Annotated in this window: 23 protein-coding genes; 10 read left to right on the top strand and 13 right to left on the bottom strand. The window is 73.3% G+C overall.

The genetic code is table 11. The features are described 5' to 3' along the window. Positions 1-13 precede the first annotated feature (13 nt). The 3 genes from BFL37_RS06575 to BFL37_RS06565 all read right to left on the bottom strand — a co-directional run bounded on the left by BFL37_RS06575 (position 14) and on the right by BFL37_RS06565 (position 1,504). A complete protein-coding gene (locus BFL37_RS06575; protein WP_086514338.1) occupies positions 14-223 on the bottom strand; it encodes a three-helix bundle dimerization domain-containing protein in 210 nt (69 codons plus the stop codon). A gap of 47 nt (positions 224-270) precedes the next feature. Next, positions 271-1,167, bottom strand: coding sequence for a dihydrodipicolinate synthase family protein (locus tag BFL37_RS06570; protein WP_086514337.1), 897 nt, complete (start codon positions 1,165-1,167; stop codon positions 271-273). Between the two features lie 100 nt (positions 1,168-1,267). After that, complete coding sequence (locus BFL37_RS06565; protein WP_086514336.1) at positions 1,268-1,504, bottom strand: hypothetical protein; 237 nt, start codon at positions 1,502-1,504, stop codon at positions 1,268-1,270. Between the two features lie 70 nt (positions 1,505-1,574). On the opposite strand from BFL37_RS06565, the gene BFL37_RS06560 reads away from it, so the two are divergent. The 3 genes from BFL37_RS06560 to BFL37_RS06550 all read left to right on the top strand — a co-directional run bounded on the left by BFL37_RS06560 (position 1,575) and on the right by BFL37_RS06550 (position 3,381). Then, positions 1,575-2,030: a MarR family winged helix-turn-helix transcriptional regulator gene (locus BFL37_RS06560; RefSeq protein ID WP_086514335.1), complete on the top strand. Its 456-nt coding sequence runs from the start codon at positions 1,575-1,577 to the stop codon at positions 2,028-2,030. A gap of 105 nt (positions 2,031-2,135) precedes the next feature. Continuing rightward, complete coding sequence (locus BFL37_RS06555; RefSeq protein ID WP_086514334.1) at positions 2,136-2,633, top strand: hypothetical protein; 498 nt, start codon at positions 2,136-2,138, stop codon at positions 2,631-2,633. A 121-nt stretch (positions 2,634-2,754) separates the two neighbouring features. Next, a complete protein-coding gene (locus tag BFL37_RS06550) occupies positions 2,755-3,381 on the top strand; it encodes a DUF6518 family protein (RefSeq protein ID WP_143331595.1) in 627 nt (208 codons plus the stop codon). A 166-nt stretch (positions 3,382-3,547) separates the two neighbouring features. Here the strand turns inward: BFL37_RS06550 and BFL37_RS06545 are convergent, their stop codons facing one another. After that, positions 3,548-4,198 carry an FMN-dependent NADH-azoreductase gene (locus tag BFL37_RS06545; RefSeq protein ID WP_086514332.1) on the bottom strand — a complete coding sequence of 217 codons (651 nt, stop codon included), beginning with the start codon at positions 4,196-4,198 and terminating at the stop codon, positions 3,548-3,550. 104 nt (positions 4,199-4,302) lie between these two features. On the opposite strand from BFL37_RS06545, the gene BFL37_RS06540 reads away from it, so the two are divergent. Then, positions 4,303-4,737 carry a winged helix-turn-helix transcriptional regulator gene (locus BFL37_RS06540; protein WP_241533892.1) on the top strand — a complete coding sequence of 145 codons (435 nt, stop codon included), beginning with the start codon at positions 4,303-4,305 and terminating at the stop codon, positions 4,735-4,737. 138 nt (positions 4,738-4,875) lie between these two features. Here BFL37_RS06540 and BFL37_RS06535 read toward each other — a convergent pair whose 3' ends face one another. After that, on the bottom strand, positions 4,876-5,481 hold the full coding sequence (locus BFL37_RS06535) for a DUF1349 domain-containing protein (protein WP_086514331.1): 606 nt from the start codon (positions 5,479-5,481) through the stop codon (positions 4,876-4,878). Between the two features lie 16 nt (positions 5,482-5,497). Next, on the bottom strand, positions 5,498-6,730 hold the full coding sequence (locus BFL37_RS06530) for an MFS transporter (RefSeq protein WP_086514330.1): 1,233 nt from the start codon (positions 6,728-6,730) through the stop codon (positions 5,498-5,500). A 274-nt stretch (positions 6,731-7,004) separates the two neighbouring features. Between BFL37_RS06530 and BFL37_RS06525 the strand changes: the two genes are divergently transcribed. The 3 genes from BFL37_RS06525 (at position 7,005) to BFL37_RS06510 (ending at position 9,659) form a co-directional block, all read left to right on the top strand. Next, positions 7,005-7,508, top strand: a complete 504-nt coding sequence (locus tag BFL37_RS06525) for a helix-turn-helix domain-containing protein (RefSeq protein WP_086514329.1) — start codon at positions 7,005-7,007, stop codon at positions 7,506-7,508. Between the two features lie 152 nt (positions 7,509-7,660). After that, a complete protein-coding gene (locus tag BFL37_RS06520; RefSeq protein WP_086514328.1) occupies positions 7,661-8,290 on the top strand; it encodes a maleylpyruvate isomerase family mycothiol-dependent enzyme in 630 nt (209 codons plus the stop codon). 265 nt (positions 8,291-8,555) lie between these two features. After that, a complete protein-coding gene (locus tag BFL37_RS06510) occupies positions 8,556-9,659 on the top strand; it encodes an FUSC family protein (protein WP_086514326.1) in 1,104 nt (367 codons plus the stop codon). On the opposite strand, the gene BFL37_RS06505 is transcribed toward BFL37_RS06510, so the two are convergent. Next, the gene (locus BFL37_RS06505) at positions 9,645-10,661 is read right to left on the bottom strand and encodes an EamA family transporter (RefSeq protein WP_241533891.1); all 1,017 of its coding nucleotides are present in this window, start codon (positions 10,659-10,661) and stop codon (positions 9,645-9,647) included. The two genes, BFL37_RS06510 and BFL37_RS06505, sit on opposite strands and share 15 nt — an antisense overlap. A 73-nt stretch (positions 10,662-10,734) precedes the next feature. On the opposite strand from BFL37_RS06505, the gene BFL37_RS06500 reads away from it, so the two are divergent. Further along, complete coding sequence (locus BFL37_RS06500) at positions 10,735-11,295, top strand: CGNR zinc finger domain-containing protein (protein ID WP_172403755.1); 561 nt, start codon at positions 10,735-10,737, stop codon at positions 11,293-11,295. A gap of 13 nt (positions 11,296-11,308) precedes the next feature. On the opposite strand, the gene rsmI is transcribed toward BFL37_RS06500, so the two are convergent. The 3 genes from rsmI to BFL37_RS06485 are packed head-to-tail and all read right to left on the bottom strand — an operon-like array spanning position 11,309 to position 13,001. Next, complete coding sequence (gene rsmI, locus BFL37_RS06495; protein WP_086514324.1) at positions 11,309-12,124, bottom strand: 16S rRNA (cytidine(1402)-2'-O)-methyltransferase; 816 nt, start codon at positions 12,122-12,124, stop codon at positions 11,309-11,311. Continuing rightward, on the bottom strand, positions 12,121-12,489 hold the full coding sequence (locus BFL37_RS06490; protein WP_241533890.1) for a hypothetical protein: 369 nt from the start codon (positions 12,487-12,489) through the stop codon (positions 12,121-12,123). Before BFL37_RS06490 ends, rsmI begins: the two co-directional genes overlap by 4 nt. Positions 12,490-12,491: 2 nt before the next feature. Continuing rightward, positions 12,492-13,001 carry an SRPBCC family protein gene (locus tag BFL37_RS06485; RefSeq protein ID WP_086514323.1) on the bottom strand — a complete coding sequence of 170 codons (510 nt, stop codon included), beginning with the start codon at positions 12,999-13,001 and terminating at the stop codon, positions 12,492-12,494. Between the two features lie 392 nt (positions 13,002-13,393). Between BFL37_RS06485 and BFL37_RS06480 the strand changes: the two genes are divergently transcribed. Beyond that, positions 13,394-13,837: a DoxX family protein gene (locus tag BFL37_RS06480; RefSeq protein WP_086514322.1), complete on the top strand. Its 444-nt coding sequence runs from the start codon at positions 13,394-13,396 to the stop codon at positions 13,835-13,837. A gap of 12 nt (positions 13,838-13,849) precedes the next feature. Here BFL37_RS06480 and BFL37_RS14570 read toward each other — a convergent pair whose 3' ends face one another. Then, positions 13,850-14,008: a hypothetical protein gene (locus tag BFL37_RS14570; RefSeq protein ID WP_172403754.1), complete on the bottom strand. Its 159-nt coding sequence runs from the start codon at positions 14,006-14,008 to the stop codon at positions 13,850-13,852. A 63-nt stretch (positions 14,009-14,071) separates the two neighbouring features. Beyond that, positions 14,072-14,374 (bottom strand): hypothetical protein, encoded by a 303-nt coding sequence (locus BFL37_RS06475; RefSeq protein WP_143331594.1) that lies wholly within the window; start codon positions 14,372-14,374, stop codon positions 14,072-14,074. A 223-nt stretch (positions 14,375-14,597) separates the two neighbouring features. On the opposite strand from BFL37_RS06475, the gene treS reads away from it, so the two are divergent. Next, a complete protein-coding gene (treS, locus tag BFL37_RS06470; RefSeq protein WP_086514320.1) occupies positions 14,598-16,844 on the top strand; it encodes a maltose alpha-D-glucosyltransferase in 2,247 nt (748 codons plus the stop codon). Between the two features lie 39 nt (positions 16,845-16,883). On the opposite strand, the gene BFL37_RS06465 is transcribed toward treS, so the two are convergent. After that, complete coding sequence (locus BFL37_RS06465) at positions 16,884-17,420, bottom strand: hypothetical protein (protein WP_086514319.1); 537 nt, start codon at positions 17,418-17,420, stop codon at positions 16,884-16,886. Position 17,421: the final 1 nt, after the last annotated feature.

Here is a 17,421-nt window from a genome sequence, read left to right as displayed (position 1 = left end):
GGGCGAGTACGGGTCAGTCGGCCCGTCGCTCCACCTTGATGCGCTTCTTCGCCGCGCGGACGGTGAGCACGGAGAGGTAGTCCTGCACGGTCGCATCCCGGAGGGTCGCCAGCTCCTCCTCCACGACCGCCCGCAGCTCCGCCTCCGGGCGGTCCGGGTACTTCGTGCGCAGCTGCTCGGTGGAGTCCCGGATGATCTGGTCGTAGTCGACGTCGGTTGCCATGGGAGCATCATCCCCCAGCGAGATGGCTGCGGCCGCGGTCAGGCGGATCAGGCGCCGAGGTCGAGCGCCGCCACGACCCGCGCGACCTGCGCGCGCCCGGCCGCATTGAGGCCCCGGACCGGCCGCGGCAGGCAGTCCGGCGCGACGAGGCCGAGGTGCTCGGCGATCGCGGCGACCACCCGGTAGCTGCCGCCGTGCTCGGCGAACAGGTCCCAGAGCGGCTGCAGCCGCGCCGACTCCGCCATCGCGGCGGCGGGATCCCCCGCCCGGGCCGCGCGGGTGATGGCCAGCGCGGCCTTCGGGAGGGTGCCGCCGATGACGGAGTACCAGGCATCGCAGCCGGCGACGAGTCCCGCCGCGGCCGAGCCGTCGCCGGACACCCCGACGGTCACCGACGCGGGGACGCGATCGCGGATTGCCCGAACGCGGGCGGCGGCCTCGGCCGGATCCGCGGGGACCCCGGGGATCTTGATCGACGCGACACGGGGCAGCCGGGCGATGCTCTCGTAGAGGTCGTCGGTGAAGGCCACGTGCGTGGTGCCGGGATTGTCGTAGACGACCAGCGGCACGGACAGCTCCGCGGTGACGTCCTCGAACAGGCCGTGCACCTCGTCGTCCGTGAGCGCCTGGTACGTCACCGGCGCCAGCAGGACCGCGCTCGCGCCCGCCTGCTGCGCGTCCTCCGCGAGGGCGAGGACCTGCGACGTGCGCAGCGCCCCGATGCCGACGATCACCGGGGTCTCCCCCGCGTGATCCACCGCGGCGGTCGCGACCCGGCGGCGCTCCTCGCGGTCGAGGTACATGTACGAGCCCGTCGACCCGAGCGCGGTGATCGAGTCGACGCCGGCGGCGGCGGCCCGCTCGACGAGGCCGGCGTACGCGGCCTCGTCGACGGTGCCGTCGCGCAGCGGCGTCAGGGGGAAGGCGCTGAGACCGGTGAGCAGGGGATCCTCCGATCCGGACAGGGGGACGACGCCGGGATCGCGCCGTCGCGGATCACTGTGCCAGACCCCCGGCGGACGCCCTGGCCGGCGCGCGGCCGCCTCAGGCGGGGCAGCGCACCTGCGTGCGCGCGCCGGACCGATCGATGTCGTGGTCCGGCATCGGCTTGCCGCACATCGGGCAGAGCCGCGACTGCGGCGCGGGCACCGGGTCGTCCGTGTACGGGCCCAGCGGCGGCGCGCCGAGGTACGGGCGCAGCCGCTCGTTGAACCGCTCGATGGCCGCCCCGAATCCGCGCTCGCGCGGCTGTCCGCCCTTGTCCCCAGTACCGCGTGTCATAGTATTTAGTGTACGCGGTAGATGCTCCCGGGTCCACGGCCGGGCGCCCGCACGGGAAGAAGGACATGAGATGAGCACGGATCCCCTCACCCTCGACGACCAGGTGTGCTTCGCCGCCGTCCTGGCAGCTCGGACCGTCGTGTCCCTGTACCGGCCGATCCTCGAGCCGCTGGGTCTCACGCATCCGCAGTACCTCGTGATGCTCGCGCTCTGGGAGCGCGACGGCAGGTCGATCTCCGACCTCGGCGGCTCCCTCCAGCTCGAGCCCGCGACGCTGACGCCCCTCCTCAAGCGCCTCGAGGCGGCCGGGCTGGTGCGACGGGCGCGCAGCGACGAGGACGAGCGCGTCGTGCGCGTGACCCTCACCGACACCGGGCGCGCGCTGCGGGAGCAGGCCGAGCACGTGCCCGGCCGGATCGCCGCCCGCACCGGGATGTCGATCGCCGAGCTCACGGGGCTCCGCGACACCCTGCGCGGCTTCGTCGACCGCGTCGGCGCCGCGCCCACCGGAGGCGTCGGGATCTAGCAGGGAGGTCCTCGCCTCCGCGCTCCACGTCGGGAACGCGCACGCGGACCCTCGAGATCGCCCCGGCCGCGCCCGCGCGAGCCGAGCACGCCGCACACTGATCGCATGCAGAAACCCGAGGCGACCGTGCGGGACCGACGCCCCGCCGCGCGCCCGCCCCTGCATCACCGGTCGCGGCCCCTCCGCTTCCTGTCCGCGACCGCGGCGCTCCTGGCGTGCGCGTCTCTGCTCGTCGCCTGCACCGCCGGCAGCCCCACCGTGATCGGCGAGCCCTACGCGGGCGCCGGCCCCGGGACCCTCGGCCCGGACGGCACGCATGACACGACCCCGACGCTGGGGTGGATCGAGCCCGGGGTGCGCTTCTTCGTCACGACCTACGGCTCCTCGACCTGCCCCTACGCCCCGACCGCCCTGGACGAGGACGGCGGCGCGCTCGAGATCGAGATGACGGCCACCGGCGGCGGGGCGTGCACGGCGGACTCCGGCCCCACGAGCTACGCCCTGGCCTTGCCCCCGGCGCTGCGCGCCACCGATCCGATCAGCGTCACCCTCCGGTTCGAGTCGGCACCGACGCAGGAGCTCACGCTGGAGCGCGAACGGTAGGCGACCCCGTCCCAGAGGACCCGGCGGCCGGCGATCCCTCCCCCTCCGGTCGCGTCTTCCCACCGCCGAGATGCTCCTCGCGGCCGACGACGGGGACGACGGCCGCTGCGATGCTGAGGTCATGGGACGTTCCGTTGCACATGCGCTCGGCTGGTGGCTCCTCGGAGCGGCCCTCGGACTCCTGCTCGGCGGTGCCACGTCGTTCGCGCAGCAGTACCTGCCGGATGCCCTGCGTTCGTTCGCCAACTCCAACAGCGGCTGGACGCTGCTGGCCTTCGCGGTGGTCGCCGCGTCGACCCGGCGGCGGAGCGCGCGCCGATGGTGGATCGCCGCGGGGTTGGGACTGGTGGTCTTCCACGCGCTGCTGCAGGGATACGCGCTCGTCTCGACGCTGCGCGGGTTCCCGGACTCGTACGGACCGGGCGACTTCTACTTCCTCGTGGCGACGCCCGCCGGCCCGGTCCTCGGAGTCGCCGGGCTGGCCTGGCACTCCGCGTCGGGCATCCGCCGGGCGGCGGGCGTCGCGGTCCTGGCGGCGGTCATGGTCGGCGACGGGATCTGGGGCTTGTCCCGCGTGGTCGAGACGACGGGGTGGCTCTACTGGGCCCTCAGCATCCTGATCGGCGTCGCCGTGCTCGCGTGTGTCGCCCTCCGGCGACTCGATCGGCTGCGGGACCGCGTGGTCGCGGTCGTGCTGAGCGCGCTGGGCGCCGCCGTCTACGCGCTGCTGTTCGCCGCGGTCCTGTGACGCCGCACGCCAGGACACCGCTCGGGACCGTCGTCGAGGTGGGTTCGGATCGAGTCCGGCACGAGCGAGGGCGGGCTCGACGCCGAGCGGCTGAGGCCCTCGACGACTGACGGCGAGGGCACGCACCGTGGGCCGACTCCCGTCGGCCCGCGGCGCCGAGCTCGCGTCAGGCGGCCACGCGTGCGGCGAGGTTCCGGCCGTGGTCCATGGCGCGCGTCTCCGCGAGGGACTTGAGCTCGCCGGCGATGTCCGTGAACTGGTCCAACGCGGGGTTCACCCCGACGAGGGTGAACTCGCGGGTGACGACCTCCACGTCGAGCTGCCAGACGTCCTCGAGGATGCGGCGCATCCAGGCGGTCGCGTGGTCCCAGCCCTCCCGCGGGGTCCCGGCGGCGTAGTTGCCGCCCTGGACGGTCACGAGGACGGCGGGCTTCCTTGCGATGGCGGAGGGCTGGCCGGGAGCCATGCGCGGATCGGTGACCACGAGGTCGACGTACGTCTTGAAGTGCTGGGAGACGCCGAAGTTGTAGAGCGGCACGGCGAAGAGCAGGGCATCCGCCGCCACGAGCTCGTCGGTCAGCGTCGCCGCCAGAGCTGCGGCCGCCTGCTGGTCGGGGGTGCGCGCGTCGGCGGGCGTCATGGATCCGGCGACCGCGTCGGACCAGGAGGTCGACGGGATCGGATCCGTGCCCAGGTGCCGGCGGGTGATCTCCGCATCCGGGTGGGCGGTCAGCCACTCGCGTTCGACGATGTCGCCGAGGGCGCGGCTCGTCGAGCCGTCGATGCGGATGCTGGCGTCGAGACGGAACAGGGTCATGCTTCTCCTTCAGGGTGCGATGGTTACGGTTGGTAACTCTGTACGCTGAGCTCCTGTTACCTCAAGCGAGCCCCCGTTACCCCGCAGTGACCCAAGGAGCACCGATGTCCCCCGACGCACGCGGCCAGGCACTGCAGGATCGGCTCGCGGAGTCCATGCCGCAGATGCGCGCGCTCTGCTCGGGCGAGAGCCCGGAGCTGTTCCGGTCGCTGATGTCGCGCATCGGGGACAAGTGGACGATGCTCGTCATCGGCGTCCTCGGGGCCGACCGCCAGCGCTTCACCGAGATCGCCGAGATGATCCCGGGCATCTCGCGCCGCATGCTGACCGTCACCCTGCGCGCCCTCGAACGCGACGGGCTCGTGACGCGCACCGTGTACGCCGAGGTCCCCCCTCGCGTCGAGTACCAGGTCACCGAGCTCGGGCACTCCCTGCAGAGCGTGGCCTTCACCGTCGGCGAATGGGTGGGCGAGCACCAGCACGTGATCGCCGACAACCGCCGCCGCTTCGACGCCGAGGCCCCGTCCGAGACCGGCTGAGCCCGGGACGTGGCGTCGCGTTCGAGGCGGGGCGATGCCCGATCGTCCCGTCCTCGGCCCAGTGCGATCCGCCTCAGTCGCCCCCTCCCCGGACCTTCCCGGCCGGGCCGCTCGTCGTGCTCACTCCCGTGACAGGCGTCAGGACTCGTCGCGGAAGTCGGTGATCGTGCGCTCCACGAGGCGTGCTTCGTCGAAGGTGACATCGCAGCCGTCGCTCTGGGGCGACTGGGCCTCGAACCCGACCTCGAGCGGCGTGTGGCCGTTCGGGAGCGAGAACGCTCGGATCAGCCTCCATCGCTTACCGTCCTCGGATGCGTGGAAGGCGAAGACCCTCCCCTTCCGAGACACGCGCAGGTGCACGTGATCGCCGTCGACCGTGAAGGCGTTGGCGTCGTCGGAGACGCGATCGTTGACGACGCTGACGATCATCCCCTGCCCCTGCGGGGAGCACTCGAAGCACAGCTTCGCCCACGTCTCACGGTCGTGGCGCAGGAACAGCACGCCGGCATCGAACGTGCCCGCGAAGCGCACGCGGACGCGCGCGCTGAGCTGGAAGTCGCCGGCGGGAGCGTCGGTCAGCAGCGTCGCGGCGTTGTGCAGCGTCGATGACGTGACCTGGCCGCCGTCATCGCCGCCCGGGTCGGTGAAGATGTCCGTGCCGGGGATGCTCGTGACGGTGATGCGTCCCGTGGTGGGGTCTACCTCCCAGCGGGCCTCGGGGAAGGGGCGGAAGGGCGTGCTGATGCCGGGATCTCGAGGGTCATGTGCTTCGTCCGTTCAGGTCGGCGGGGATGGGTAGAGGTGATCGGCGTGGGGCGATGCGGGGTGCGAGGAACACAGCCGCGGCGACGAGGACCAGCGGGACGATGAGCGCGCTGCGGAGCCCGTGCTCCTCGCCGAGGAACCCGAGCACGGGTGGGCCGACGAGGAACGCGACGTAGCCGAGCGTCGCCACGAACGACACGCGTGCGGCACTGTCGGCACCGGAGGCGCCTGCTGCGCTGAGCGCGACGGGGAAGCCGAGTGACGCGCCCAGTCCCCAGAGGACGACGGCGACTCCCGCAGCGATCTGGTCGTCGACGAAGATCACGACCGCGATCCCCAGGGCGCCGGCGATGGCGCTGGCGCAGAGGACGGCGGCGCGCCCGTAGCGCGCGATGAACCAGCCGCCGCAGAAGCGCCCGATGGTCATGGACGCCGCGAACACGGCGTAGACCGCGGATCCGAGGGCGGCGTCGAAGCCGTGGCCGTCGACCATGACCAGAGGCAGCCAGTCGTTGGCGGTGCCCTCCGCCATCGCCATCGCCAGGACCACAGCGCCGATGATCAGCAGTCGCCGGTCCTGCAGGAGCGATCGCAGCCCGGTCCCCGGCCCGGTGGCGTCGTCGGAGCCGACACGGCCGGCCTTGCCGACGCCGGGTGGGATGCGACGGATCGCGATCAGCAGGACGACGAGGGCGACCGTGCCGATGATGAGCAGATGGATCGCCACCGGGAAGTCCGTCGCGGTGAAGACGATGCCCGCGCTGGCGCCGATGACGGTGCCGAGGCTGAAGAATCCGTGGAGTGCCGGGAGGACGGGCTTGTCGAGGATCCGTTCGACGTCGGCGCCCTCGATGTTGAGGGCGACCTCGCTGCCGCCCATGCCGGCGCCGAAGAGGAAGAGCCCCGCGGTGACGACCACGCCGTCGCCGGTGGAGGCTCCGAGACCGATGGTGGGCATGCTCAGCATGGTCAGCGTGGTGCCCACCATCGCGATCGTCCGCGTGCCGAAGCGGGCGACGAGAGGACCGGAGCTCAGGATCCCGACCATCGAACCCACCGAGAGACCCAGCAGCACCAAGCCCACCTCCGCGGTCGAGGCTCCGAGGAGGTCGCGGATCGCGGGCGTCCTCGTCACCCACGACGAGATGCTCAGACCCGGGACGAAGAACAGGGCGAACAGGGCCGAGCGACGACGGAGAGCACTTCCAGCCACGACGCTTGTGCTCATCCGCAGAAATGTACACGCGCGATGGCGTGCGGCCTTGAGCACGACCGGGGTGACCCATGACGAGCAGACGGATGGTGAACGAGCCGGAACGACGGACCCCGTCGCTGAGGCTGCTCTCGCCGTCCCGCGCATCCCACGTGAGTCACGCGTCGATCGCCTTGCCGGATCCGATTCCGGTCGACATGACCACCCGTCGCGCCCTGTCGGGTGGATGTCGGGTCGTCGTCGGGTCGATGTCGTGGCCCGCGCGGATGCCCGTCCCTACCGTGGAGACATGAACGAGACACGGATCGTCGACCTCCGCACGCGACGCGGTTGGACCCAGGAACGACTCGCCGAGGCCAGCGGCATCACCGTCCGGACGGTGCAGCGCCTCGAAGCCGGCAACGACGCCAGCCTCGACACGCTCACCCGCGTCGCCGGCGCGCTCGAGGTCCCGGTGCGCGACCTGTTCGCCACCGTCGACGGGAGCGACTACGGACGCGCCGTCACCGCCCTCGACGCCCGCGCCGCACGACAGCAGGAACGCCGCGACACGATCACCGACGGACTCGAAGCGCTCTACTACGGCATCGGCGCCCTCTTCACGATCGCCGTCGTCGTCGGTGTCGCGTCGAACGCGTTCGCGAACCTCGCCATCTTCCTCATCCCGGCCTACTGGATCGCCGGATGGCTGCTCTCGCTCTTCCTGTTCCTCGTGGTCGTCAGCCCGCGCCTGGACCGCCGGTACCCGCTGTCGCGCGACCGGAAGGAGCGGACACGCGACGCTCGGACCTGATCCGGCGAGGACGGAGCTGGGAGCCGCAGCTGAGGTCGACGAGCCTCGGCGGGGTGGGGACGGTGGCCATCGTCCACCGCGCCCTGGGCCGCCTCGCCCGTCGACCGCGGCAGGGGTCGCGTCCGACTCGGTCCGTGCCCGATCATGACCACATGGATCGGAAGGACCTCTGGGGCGAGATCGACGCAGAGCGGCGAGCGCTCGTCGAGCAGCTGGAGCGCATCGAGGACACCGCATGGGAGACGCCCTCGCTCTGTGCCGGGCTGACGGTGCGGGAGGTCGTCGCGCACATGACCGTCAGCGGCGCCGTCTCCGGACCGCGCTGGTTCCTCGGGGTCCTCCGCGCGCGCTTCGACTTCGATCGACAGGTCGACGACCGCCTGCGGGAGCAACTCGGCGCGAGCGCCCGCGAGACGCTCGCACGGTTCCGCCGGACCATCGGCAGCAGGACCTCGCCTCCGTTGCCCCGGCTCGCGCTCCTCGGCGAGATGGTCGTCCACGGTGAGGATGTGCGCCGTCCCCTCGGGCTGACGCGGGCGCATCCACCGGCGACCCTCGACGCGGTGCTCCGCTACTACGCGGGCACGGATCAGATCGTCGTCGCGAAGAAGCGCGTCGCGGGCCTCAGGCTCGAGGCCACGGACACCGGCACGGCGCTCGGGGAGGGGCAGGTCGTGCGCGGCCCGAGCCTGGCTCTCATCATGGCGATGACCGGCCGCCTCGCATGCTGCGACGAGCTCACCGGGCCCGGTGCGCCCGCCCTGCGGGCCCGCTGCTCCTAGGAGGGGGATCCGCGGCGTCTCGGGTCACGCGTTCGAGGACGTGCACCCCTCCCTCACCGCCGACGTCCTTCCCGAGCTCCCTCGGAGCCCCGCGCCCATCGCGGGCATGCACCCCCGCCCGACCCGCCGTCATCACGTGCCTCCAGCGCCCCGACGGCAGCCCGTCCAGCGACGACATGGTGATCGAGGCGACGCGCGCCTGATGCCGCGGGAGCGCGCGACGGCCATGGCGGTCGCGCGCTCGCCGCGTCGGTAGCCTCAGGGCATGCGGATGGACAGGGTACGGCTCGAGGTCGCTCGCGCCTGGCAGGCGACCGTCTCCCCCGACCGCCTCCTCCTCGCCGCGAAGACCGCGCTCGCGGTCGGCATCGCCTGGGCCGTCGCGCCCTTCGTCCCGGGCGTCGCGAACGACTACCCCTACTACGCGCCGCTCGGCGCGCTCGTGAGCATGTACCCGACCCTCATGGGATCCGCTCGCACCGGCGTGCAGACGCTCCTCGGCCTCGCGGCGGGCATCGCGCTCGCGACCGCCGTGCTCCTGACCACCGGCCCCTCGTGGTGGTCCATCCCGGTGATCGTCGGGATCGGCGTGATCCTCTCCGGCTCCGGCTGGTTCGGCGCGGGACGCGAGTACGTGCCCATGGCGGCGCTGTTCGTGCTCATCATCGGCGGGCAGGACGCCGACCGGTACTCGCTCGGCTACCTCGTGCAGATGGCGGTCGGCGTGGTGACGGGTCTCGTCATCAACGTGCTCGTCGCGCCGCAGCTGTCGAGCGGCGCCGCGGGTGCGCGGATCAGCGCGTTCCAGCACGAGGTCGCGGAGCGGCTGCGCGATGTCGGCGACGCGGTCGAGGCCGACTCGCCGCCCGCGCACGTCGACTGGATCCGCTCCAGCGAGGACCTCGCGGGCACCGCGCGCGCCGTCCGGGCCGAGCTCACGCAGGCCGACGAGAGCCGCAAGGGCAACCCGCGCGCGCTCGTCAACAAGCGCGACGTGCGCATCGACCACGCCCGGCTCGAGGCGATGGACCAGATCGTGTTCCACGTGCGCGACGTGTCCGCCTCTCTCGCGGACACCATCTGGCACGAGCGCGGCGCACTCGGCCTCGACCACGAGGTCACCGGCCCCATCCGCGACGCGTGCCACGCCGTCGCGGGCGTGCTCGACCTGGACGACCCCGACTCCCCCGAGCGCCATCGCGCGATGGGCGAGGCCGCGCGGCGGGTGCGCCTGCTCGTGCAGGCGGTCGACCGGCGGTCGCAGGAGCTCGGCCAGGCGATGGGCCCGGGCGTGCTCACCGCCATGCACCTCAAGCGCGTGCTGCACCACCTCGAGCCGATCGACGCGGCCGAGTCACCGGCCCCGTAGCGCGGACCCGGGCTCCGCGCGCGGCGTCGCGGGCGGCCCGGCGGCGGGCTCCGCCCCGACCGGCAGCGCATCCGGCAGCGCCTCTGGCAGCGCGTCCGCCCGCGCGTCGAAGCGCACCGCGACGATGCCCGCGACGATCAGCACCCCGCCGACCAGCTGCAGCGCCGTCAGCTCCTCGCCGAGCAGGAGCCACGCCCAGGCGCCGGCCGCCGCCACCTCGAGCAGGCCCGTGAACGACGCGAGGCGGGATCCGAGCATGCCGCCCGCCGTGATCCCCGCGCCGTACGCGAGCGCCGTCGCGACGACGCCGACCACGAGCATCGGCACCCACCACGGCACGACGCTCCCCAGCATCACGACGTCGGCGACGGATCCGGTGAACGGCAGGATCCCGGTCGCGCCCACGAGCGCCAGCAGCACCGCCGCGACGAGCAGGCCCGCGGCCGCGAGCGCCACCGGCGGCAGGCCGTCCGCGCCGCGCGCCGCGATGGCGAAGTAGCCGGCGCAGCCGACCATCGCGCCGAGCGCGAAGAGGAGGCCGATCGGATCCAGCGCCCCGCCGCCCGACGGCGACACCACGAGCGCGAGCCCGCCCGCCGCCGCGACGGATCCGAGGAGCACGGGCACCGCGGGCCGCCGCCTGGTCATCGCCCACGCCACCGCCACGAGCAGCAGCGGCGCCATGAACTCGATGAGGATGGCCGTACCGACGGGGATCCGCTCGATGGCCGCGAAGTACATGACCTGCGCGCCCGCGACGCCGACGAGCGCCATGCCGAGCACTCGGCGCCACGCCCGCAGCACGGGCCGCAGGTCGCCGCGCAGCTGCACGCGCGCGATCGGCGCCAGCAGCAGCCCGCCGACGAGCGCGCGCAGCGCGACGGCCGCGACCGGGCTCCACCCGCCCTCGAGCAGCGGCTTCACGAACGCGCCCGACAGCCCGAAGGAGGCGGCGGCCACCACGGCGAGGACGAGTCCGGTGGTCAGGTGGCGTCGTTCCATGGTGCGCTCGTCTCGTCAGGGGCCATGCGGCCTACGGTCCTGACGTTAGACTAGTCGTGGATAAGGAGTCAACTTGCTTTTCACCCCTGACACGGAGGACGTGCTCACGTTCGACGCCGTGATCCTCAACACGGCCCCGCGCGCCACCCGCACGGGCGACGACCTGCTGGCGACCCCGGAGCAGCTCACCGACCTGATGACCCGCAGCGGCTTCTCCGGCCGCTTCGACCGCGACGAGCGCGAGCTCCGCGAGGTGCACCGCGCCCGCGCGCGCCTGCGAGAGCTCTGGGGCCTCGACCGCGACGCCATGGTGGATCCGGTCAACGAGCTGCTCGCGCGCCACCACGCGGCGCCCCGGCTCGTGCGGCACGACGCCCTCGACTGGCACCTGCACGCGACGCCCGAGGACGCGCCGCTCGCCGACCGGATCCTCGTGGAGGCCGCGATGGCCCTCGTCGACGTCGTGCGCTCCGACGCCACCGACCGCCTGCGCGCGTGCGCCGCCGACGACTGCGACGGCGTGCTCGTCGACCTCTCCCGCAACGGGTCGAAGCGGTTCTGCAGCGTGCGCTGCGGCAACCGGATGAACATGGTGGCGTTCCGCGAGCGCCGCGCGCAGGATCCGACGGGCTGAGCCCCCGGCCGGACTACCTCGCCTGCAGCGCCGCCTGGTACAGGTCGCGCTTGCCGAGGCCGGTCGCCTCCGCGATGGTGCCCGCGGCGTCCTTGAGGCGCGCGCCGTCGGCCACCAGCTCGAGCACCTGCGTCACGCCGGTCGCGAGGTCGACCTCGAGCGCCGCGGCGCCCTCCGCGACCACGACGATCTCGCCGCGCACGCCCTCGGCGGCCCAGGCGGCGAGCTCGGCCGCGGATCCGCGGCGCACCTCCTCGTAGAGCTTCGTGAGCTCGCGGCACACGACGAGCCGGCGATCCGGTCCCCACTCGACGACGACGTCCTCGAGCGACGCCTGCAGCCGGTTCGGCGACTCGAAGAACACCATCGTGCGGCGTTCGCGCACCAGCTCGCGGAGCACACGGCGCCGGTCGCCGCCCTTGCGCGGCAGGAAGCCCTCGAACGTGAAGCGGTCGGTGGGGAGGCCCGAGACGGCGAGCGCGCTGAGCACGGCGCTCGGTCCGGGGATCACCGTGACGCGCACGCCCGCCGCGGCCGCCGCCTCCACCAGGTGGAAGCCGGGGTCGGAGATCGCGGGCATGCCGGCGTCGGAGAGCACGAGCACGTCGGTCTCGCGCGCCAGCTCGACGAGGTCGGCGGAGCGCTCCTGCTCGTTGTGGTCGTGCAGCGCGATGAGGCGCGGCCGGTTCTCGACGCCGAGCGCCGTCAGCAACCGGATGGTCGTGCGGGTGTCCTCGGCGGCGATGACCGTGGCGGAGGTGAGCGCCTCCACGAGCCGCCGCGACGCGTCGCCCAGGTTGCCGATGGGGGTCGCGCCGAGGATGATCACCGGTCGATCATCCCATCCGGTCGGTGCACGGACGGGCCGGGTCGCTCCTGGTCGGCGCCATCCGTGTCGGCGCTGTCCGGGTCGGGCTCCGCTGCGTCGGGCAGGCCGGCGCGATCGCCGACGTGCTCGGGATCGTCGACCTCCTCCTCGCCCGGGTCGCTCCAGCCGCGGATCGCGTTCGCGACGCCCAGGCCGATCGCGAAGAGGCCCAGCGGCACGCCGAACAGGATGATGCTGGTGCCGCGCCCGGTCCGGAGCTCGCCGAAGACCCCCGTGAGACCGAGCACCGAGACCAGGCACAGGCCGAGCCCGAGGATCCAGAGACCCCAGGTCTCGCGGCCCCGCGACCGGCTCCGCAGGAACACGGTCAGCGTGCCTCGGGCGCCGCAGCGGGCGCGCCCGCGCCCACCGCCGCGAGCACCACGGGATCCACGCACCCGCGCGCGAACCCGTCGATGCGCCGGCCCATGTCGCGCTGCAGTACCCACGCGCCGATGCGCTCGGCGACGGGCGCCAGCCACGCGGGCCGGCACGCGAAGTTGTAGCGCCAGGTCGCGAGCGTCTGCCCGGGCTCGCCCTCGACGGGCGCGAACCGCCACCCGCCGCCCATGCGCGCGAAGAACCACGACCCCTGCGTCATCTTCATCCCCACGTTCGACGGCGGCTGGTGCGAGACGTACTCGCTCACCATGCTGAGGCCAAGGCGCGAGACGGTGAACGTGCGGACGCCCTTGGCCGGCTCGGTCGCGCCGCCCATCAGGTGCTGGTGCGCGATGAAGGGATCCCACCGCTTCCGGATCGCCCCCTGCGTCTGCGAGATCGCGAACGCGACCTCCGGCGAGACGGGGACGATGCGGCGGGACTCGACGACGGGCACGGATCCATGCTGGCACGCCGGGCGCGGGCGGTGGCCCGCACGCGCCCCCCGCCGGACCCCGCGGGATTTGACTCCCCGGGACGCCTCGCCCTACGTTGTTTGAGCGTTCAACGAACGAGCGCGGAGCGCCGCAGGGCATGACGCGGCCCGCTGATCGCACGGCGGTCCGGCCCGGGCCTCGGCCTCGTGCCGGCGGCGTCTCGAGCCCCGCCACCCCGTCCCGGGCGCTCTCGAGACCGCGCGCTCGCGACGCCCTGCGCGACATGGCCGATCGCGCCTCGCCGGGATCCGCGTCCCGATCTCGGCGGCCACCGCGCGCTCTCGCCCCGCAGCCCGAAGGTCCCCGCTCCCGCACATCCACCGGACACCACCGAACACGAGGAGAACCCCGCATGCGCACGCTGCTCCACCCCGCCCGCACGACGCCCGCCCTCCAGGACGCCGCCCTGCTCGTCGCCCGCGTCGCGATCGGCTTCATCCTGATCGCGCACGGGCTGCAGAAGTTCCTCGACTACACGCTCGACGGCACCGCCGCCTCCTTCACGCAGATGGGCATCCCGGTGCCGGCCGCGGCGGCGGTCTTCGCCGCGACGGTCGAGACAGTAGGCGGGGCCGCGCTGATCCTCGGCCTCCTGACGCCCGTGGTCGCGGCGCTGAACATCGTCAACCTGCTCGGAGCCCTCGTCATCGTGCACGCCGACAAGGGCGTCTTCGTCGACGGCGGCGGCTACGAGCTCGTGCTCGCCCTGATCGCCGGTCTGGTCGTGGTCGCGCTGCTCGGAGCGGGTCGCGTGAGCGTCGACGGGCTGCTCAGCCGGCGCGGGCGATCCGCCTGATCCGACGGCCGGCTACAGCCCCCGCCGCGCCATCCACCGGTACACGAAGATGCCGACGATGCCGAGCGCCATGAGGGCGGGCCCGGTGATGAGGAAGATCGAGCCCAGGTCCCCGGTCGCACCGCGGAACGTCGCGATCGCGCCGCCGATCACCGCGGCCCAGGCCGCCACGCGCCGCGGGAGGTCGAAGGGCTTCGGGCGTCGCGGAGCGCGCTCGCTCGCTCGCGTCGTCGCTCACGATCCGTCCGCGATCCGGGGCATCAGCTCGGCGAGGGCCGGGTGCGGCCGGGCGCCGTCCGGCGTCAGCGCCGCGAGCGGCTCGTAGGTCGTGAGGTAGGCCTGGAAGTTCGCGATCCCCAGCACCGCGAGGTCGTGGTCGTCCAGCGCCTCGCCGCGGTGGAGCCGGGCCAGGGCCGGGAGCGCGCGCGTCGCGTCCACGATGACGGCCAGGTCCACCGCCCCGTCCTCGTCGCCCGCGACCCAGGGGCGCAGCGGGTGGTCCGCCGGCCCCGGGTTCACGATCGTCCGTCCCGTCATCCCCATGCCGTCTCCCCTCGTCGGGACCGACGACCCCGCGATCCAGCATGCCGCTCCGGGGTCCTCCGCGACAGCCGCGGCCCGGCTGCCCGCGGCGCGCCCGGGCGCCCGGCGACCCCGCACGGCGCCGCCGCATCCTGCGTACGCTCGACACAGCGGCCCCGCGGGCCGACGCTGCCCGGATCGGGCACGAAGCACCACCCCACCACCCCGAGGAGCACCAGTGGACGACGCCATCGAGCAGAACGCGATCCCCGAGCCTGAGCCCACGGAGATCACGTACGACGAGGAGCGCTTCCCGGCCCGCCCCGCCCGTCTCCGCGCGCGTCCCCAGCTGCGCGCCAGCGGGATCCGCCGCTCGTCGAACGACCCGCGCGCCGCCGACGCGTCGAACCCCTCCTACGTGGAGTGGCTCCGCCGCCAGTCGATGCTCGGCGACGCCGACGTGCTGAGCCGCGGCCTCTCGGGATCGCCCAGCATGTGGTCGAACCCGTACGCGCGGCCGGACGCCCGCCGCGCCATCGACACCGCGTCGGTCTGGTTCACGGCCTACCCGATCTCGCTCATCACGAAGGACGGCGAGTCCTACCTCGGCGCGCTCGGCGACCCGCAGCTGTGGGAGATCTTCCAGTCCATCGGCATCGAGGCCGTGCACACCGGGCCCGTGAAGCTCGCCGGCGGCATCACCGAGTGGTCGCAGACCGCGAGCGTCGACGGCCACTTCGACCGCATCAGCACCCAGATCGACTCCGCGTTCGGCACGGAGGACGAGTTCCGCCGCCTCACCGAGGTCGCCGACCAGCACGGCGGCAGCGTCATCGACGACATCGTGCCCGGCCACACCGGCAAGGGCGCCGACTTCCGCCTCGCGGAGATGGGCTACAAGGACTTCCCCGGGATCTACCACATGGTCGAGATCCCCGAGGAGGACTGGGGCCTCCTCCCCGACGTGCTGCCGGGCCGCGACGCCGTGAACCTCGACGTGGCCGCCGAGCAGGCGCTCGCCGACCAGGGCTACATCATCGGCCGCCTGCAGCGCGTGATCTTCTACGCGCCCGGCGTCAAGGAGACCAACTGGAGCGCCACCGCGCCCGTGCTCGGCGTCGACGGCCGCACGCGCCGCTGGGTGTACCTGCACTACTTCAAGCAGGGCCAGCCTTCCATCAACTGGCTCGACCCCACGTTCGCCGGCATGCGCATGGTCATCGGCGACGCGCTGCACTCGCTCGGCGACCTCGGCGCGAGCGCGCTGCGGCTCGACGCGAACGGGTTCCTCGGTGTAGAGAAGAGCGTCGAGGGTCCCGCGTGGTCCGAGGGCCACCCGCTCTCGGAGGCGGCGAACCACCTCATCGCGAGCATGGTGCGCAAGGTCGGCGGGTTCTCCTTCCAGGAGCTGAACCTCACGATGGAGGACATCCGCGACACCGGCCGCGTCGGCGCCGACCTCTCCTACGACTTCATCAACCGGCCCGCGTACCAGCACGCGCTCGCGACCGGCGACACCGAGTTCCTGCGCCTCACGCTCCGCACCTCGCTCGAGGTCGGCGTCGAGCCCGTCACCCTCGTCCACGCGCTGCAGAACCACGACGAGCTCACCTACGAGCTCGTGCACTGGGCCACCGAGCACTGCGCCGACGTGTTCCCGTTCCGCGGCGACGAGATGACGGGGGCGGATCTCGCCGAGACGATCCGCGGCGACCTCCTCGAGGAGCTCACGGGCGAGAGCGCCGACTACAACCACGTCTTCACCACGAACGGCATCGCCTGCACCACGGCGTCCGTCATCGCGGCCGCGCAGGGCTTCACGACGCTCGACGCGATCGGCGAGGACGACATCGACGGGATCCGCGCCGCGCACCTCCTGCTCGCCAAGTTCAACGCGTGGCAGCCCGGCGTCTTCGCGCTCTCCGCGTGGGACCTGCTGGGCGTCCTGCCGCTGCAGGCGTCGCAGGTGGCCGACCTCATCGAGGGCGGCGACACCCGCTGGGTGCACCGCGGCGGGCACGACCTGCTCGACGCCGCGCCCGAGGCGACCGGCTCCGGATCCGGCATGCCGCGCGGCCGCTCGCTCTACGGGTCCCTGCCGGCCCAGGTCGACGACCCGGCGTCGTTCGTCTCCGGGCTCCGCAGCGTGCTCGAGGTGCGCGAGCGCTTCGACGTCGCGCTCGGCACGCAGGTCGACGTCCCGGACGTCGGCCACCCCGGCATGCTCGTCATGGTGCACCGCCTCGACAACGGCGACGCCGCGGCCGACGCGCGCCTCCAGCTCACGGTGCTCAACTTCACGGGCGAGGCGATCCTCGCCACCGTCCGCTCCGAGGAGCTCCCCGCCCGCCGGGTCGTCCGCGACGCCACCACCGGCGAGGAGGTCGGCACGGTCGACGACCTGTCCAGCTTCCCCGTGCAGCTCGAGCCCTACGCGGGCCTGTTCCTCATGCTCGACGAGGAGCCGGAGGCCGAGGAGGAGTAGGCGGCGCGGCCTCCGGGCCGCGGGCGCCCGTCCGGCGGATCAGCACCACGCCTCGAGGGCGACGTCGCGGATCCGCCGGTCGCGGATGTCCGCCCACTCCACGGCGATCCGCGGCGCGGCGATCGGGTGCCGCACGAGGTCGACGACGCGGTTCGTCAGCAGCCGCGGCGTCACGTATCCGGACGCGAGGATCCCCGTCACGGCGACGTCCGCGCCCCGCGTGCGCTCGAGGCCCGCGTGCGTGCGCACCACCCAGGCGTCGAGCGCGCGGAGGTCCGGCCGGATCGCGCCGATCCGCCCGCCGACCACGACCACCAGGTGGCGCAGCTGCGGCAGGTGGTCAGGGACGGTGACGGAGCGGAGGCATCGTGATGCGGCGTGCACCCCGCGGATCCCGCCCGCCTGCGCGTCGACGCCCACGACGAGCGCGCGCACGGGACGCGGATCCGCGTCGCCCCGGCCGTCGAGGGCGGCGCGCAGGTCCGCGAGCGCGGGGATGGCGTCGCCCGCGAACACCATGCGCGGCGTCCTCGGACGGATGCCGCCGGCGGACGCGTCGACGATGGGAGCGCGCACC

Origin of the sequence: Clavibacter michiganensis (assembly GCF_002151125.1) — a bacterium.
Taxonomy (GTDB): domain Bacteria; phylum Actinomycetota; class Actinomycetes; order Actinomycetales; family Microbacteriaceae; genus Clavibacter; species Clavibacter michiganensis_C.
This window is presented reverse-complemented; position numbering and strand designations above follow the sequence as displayed.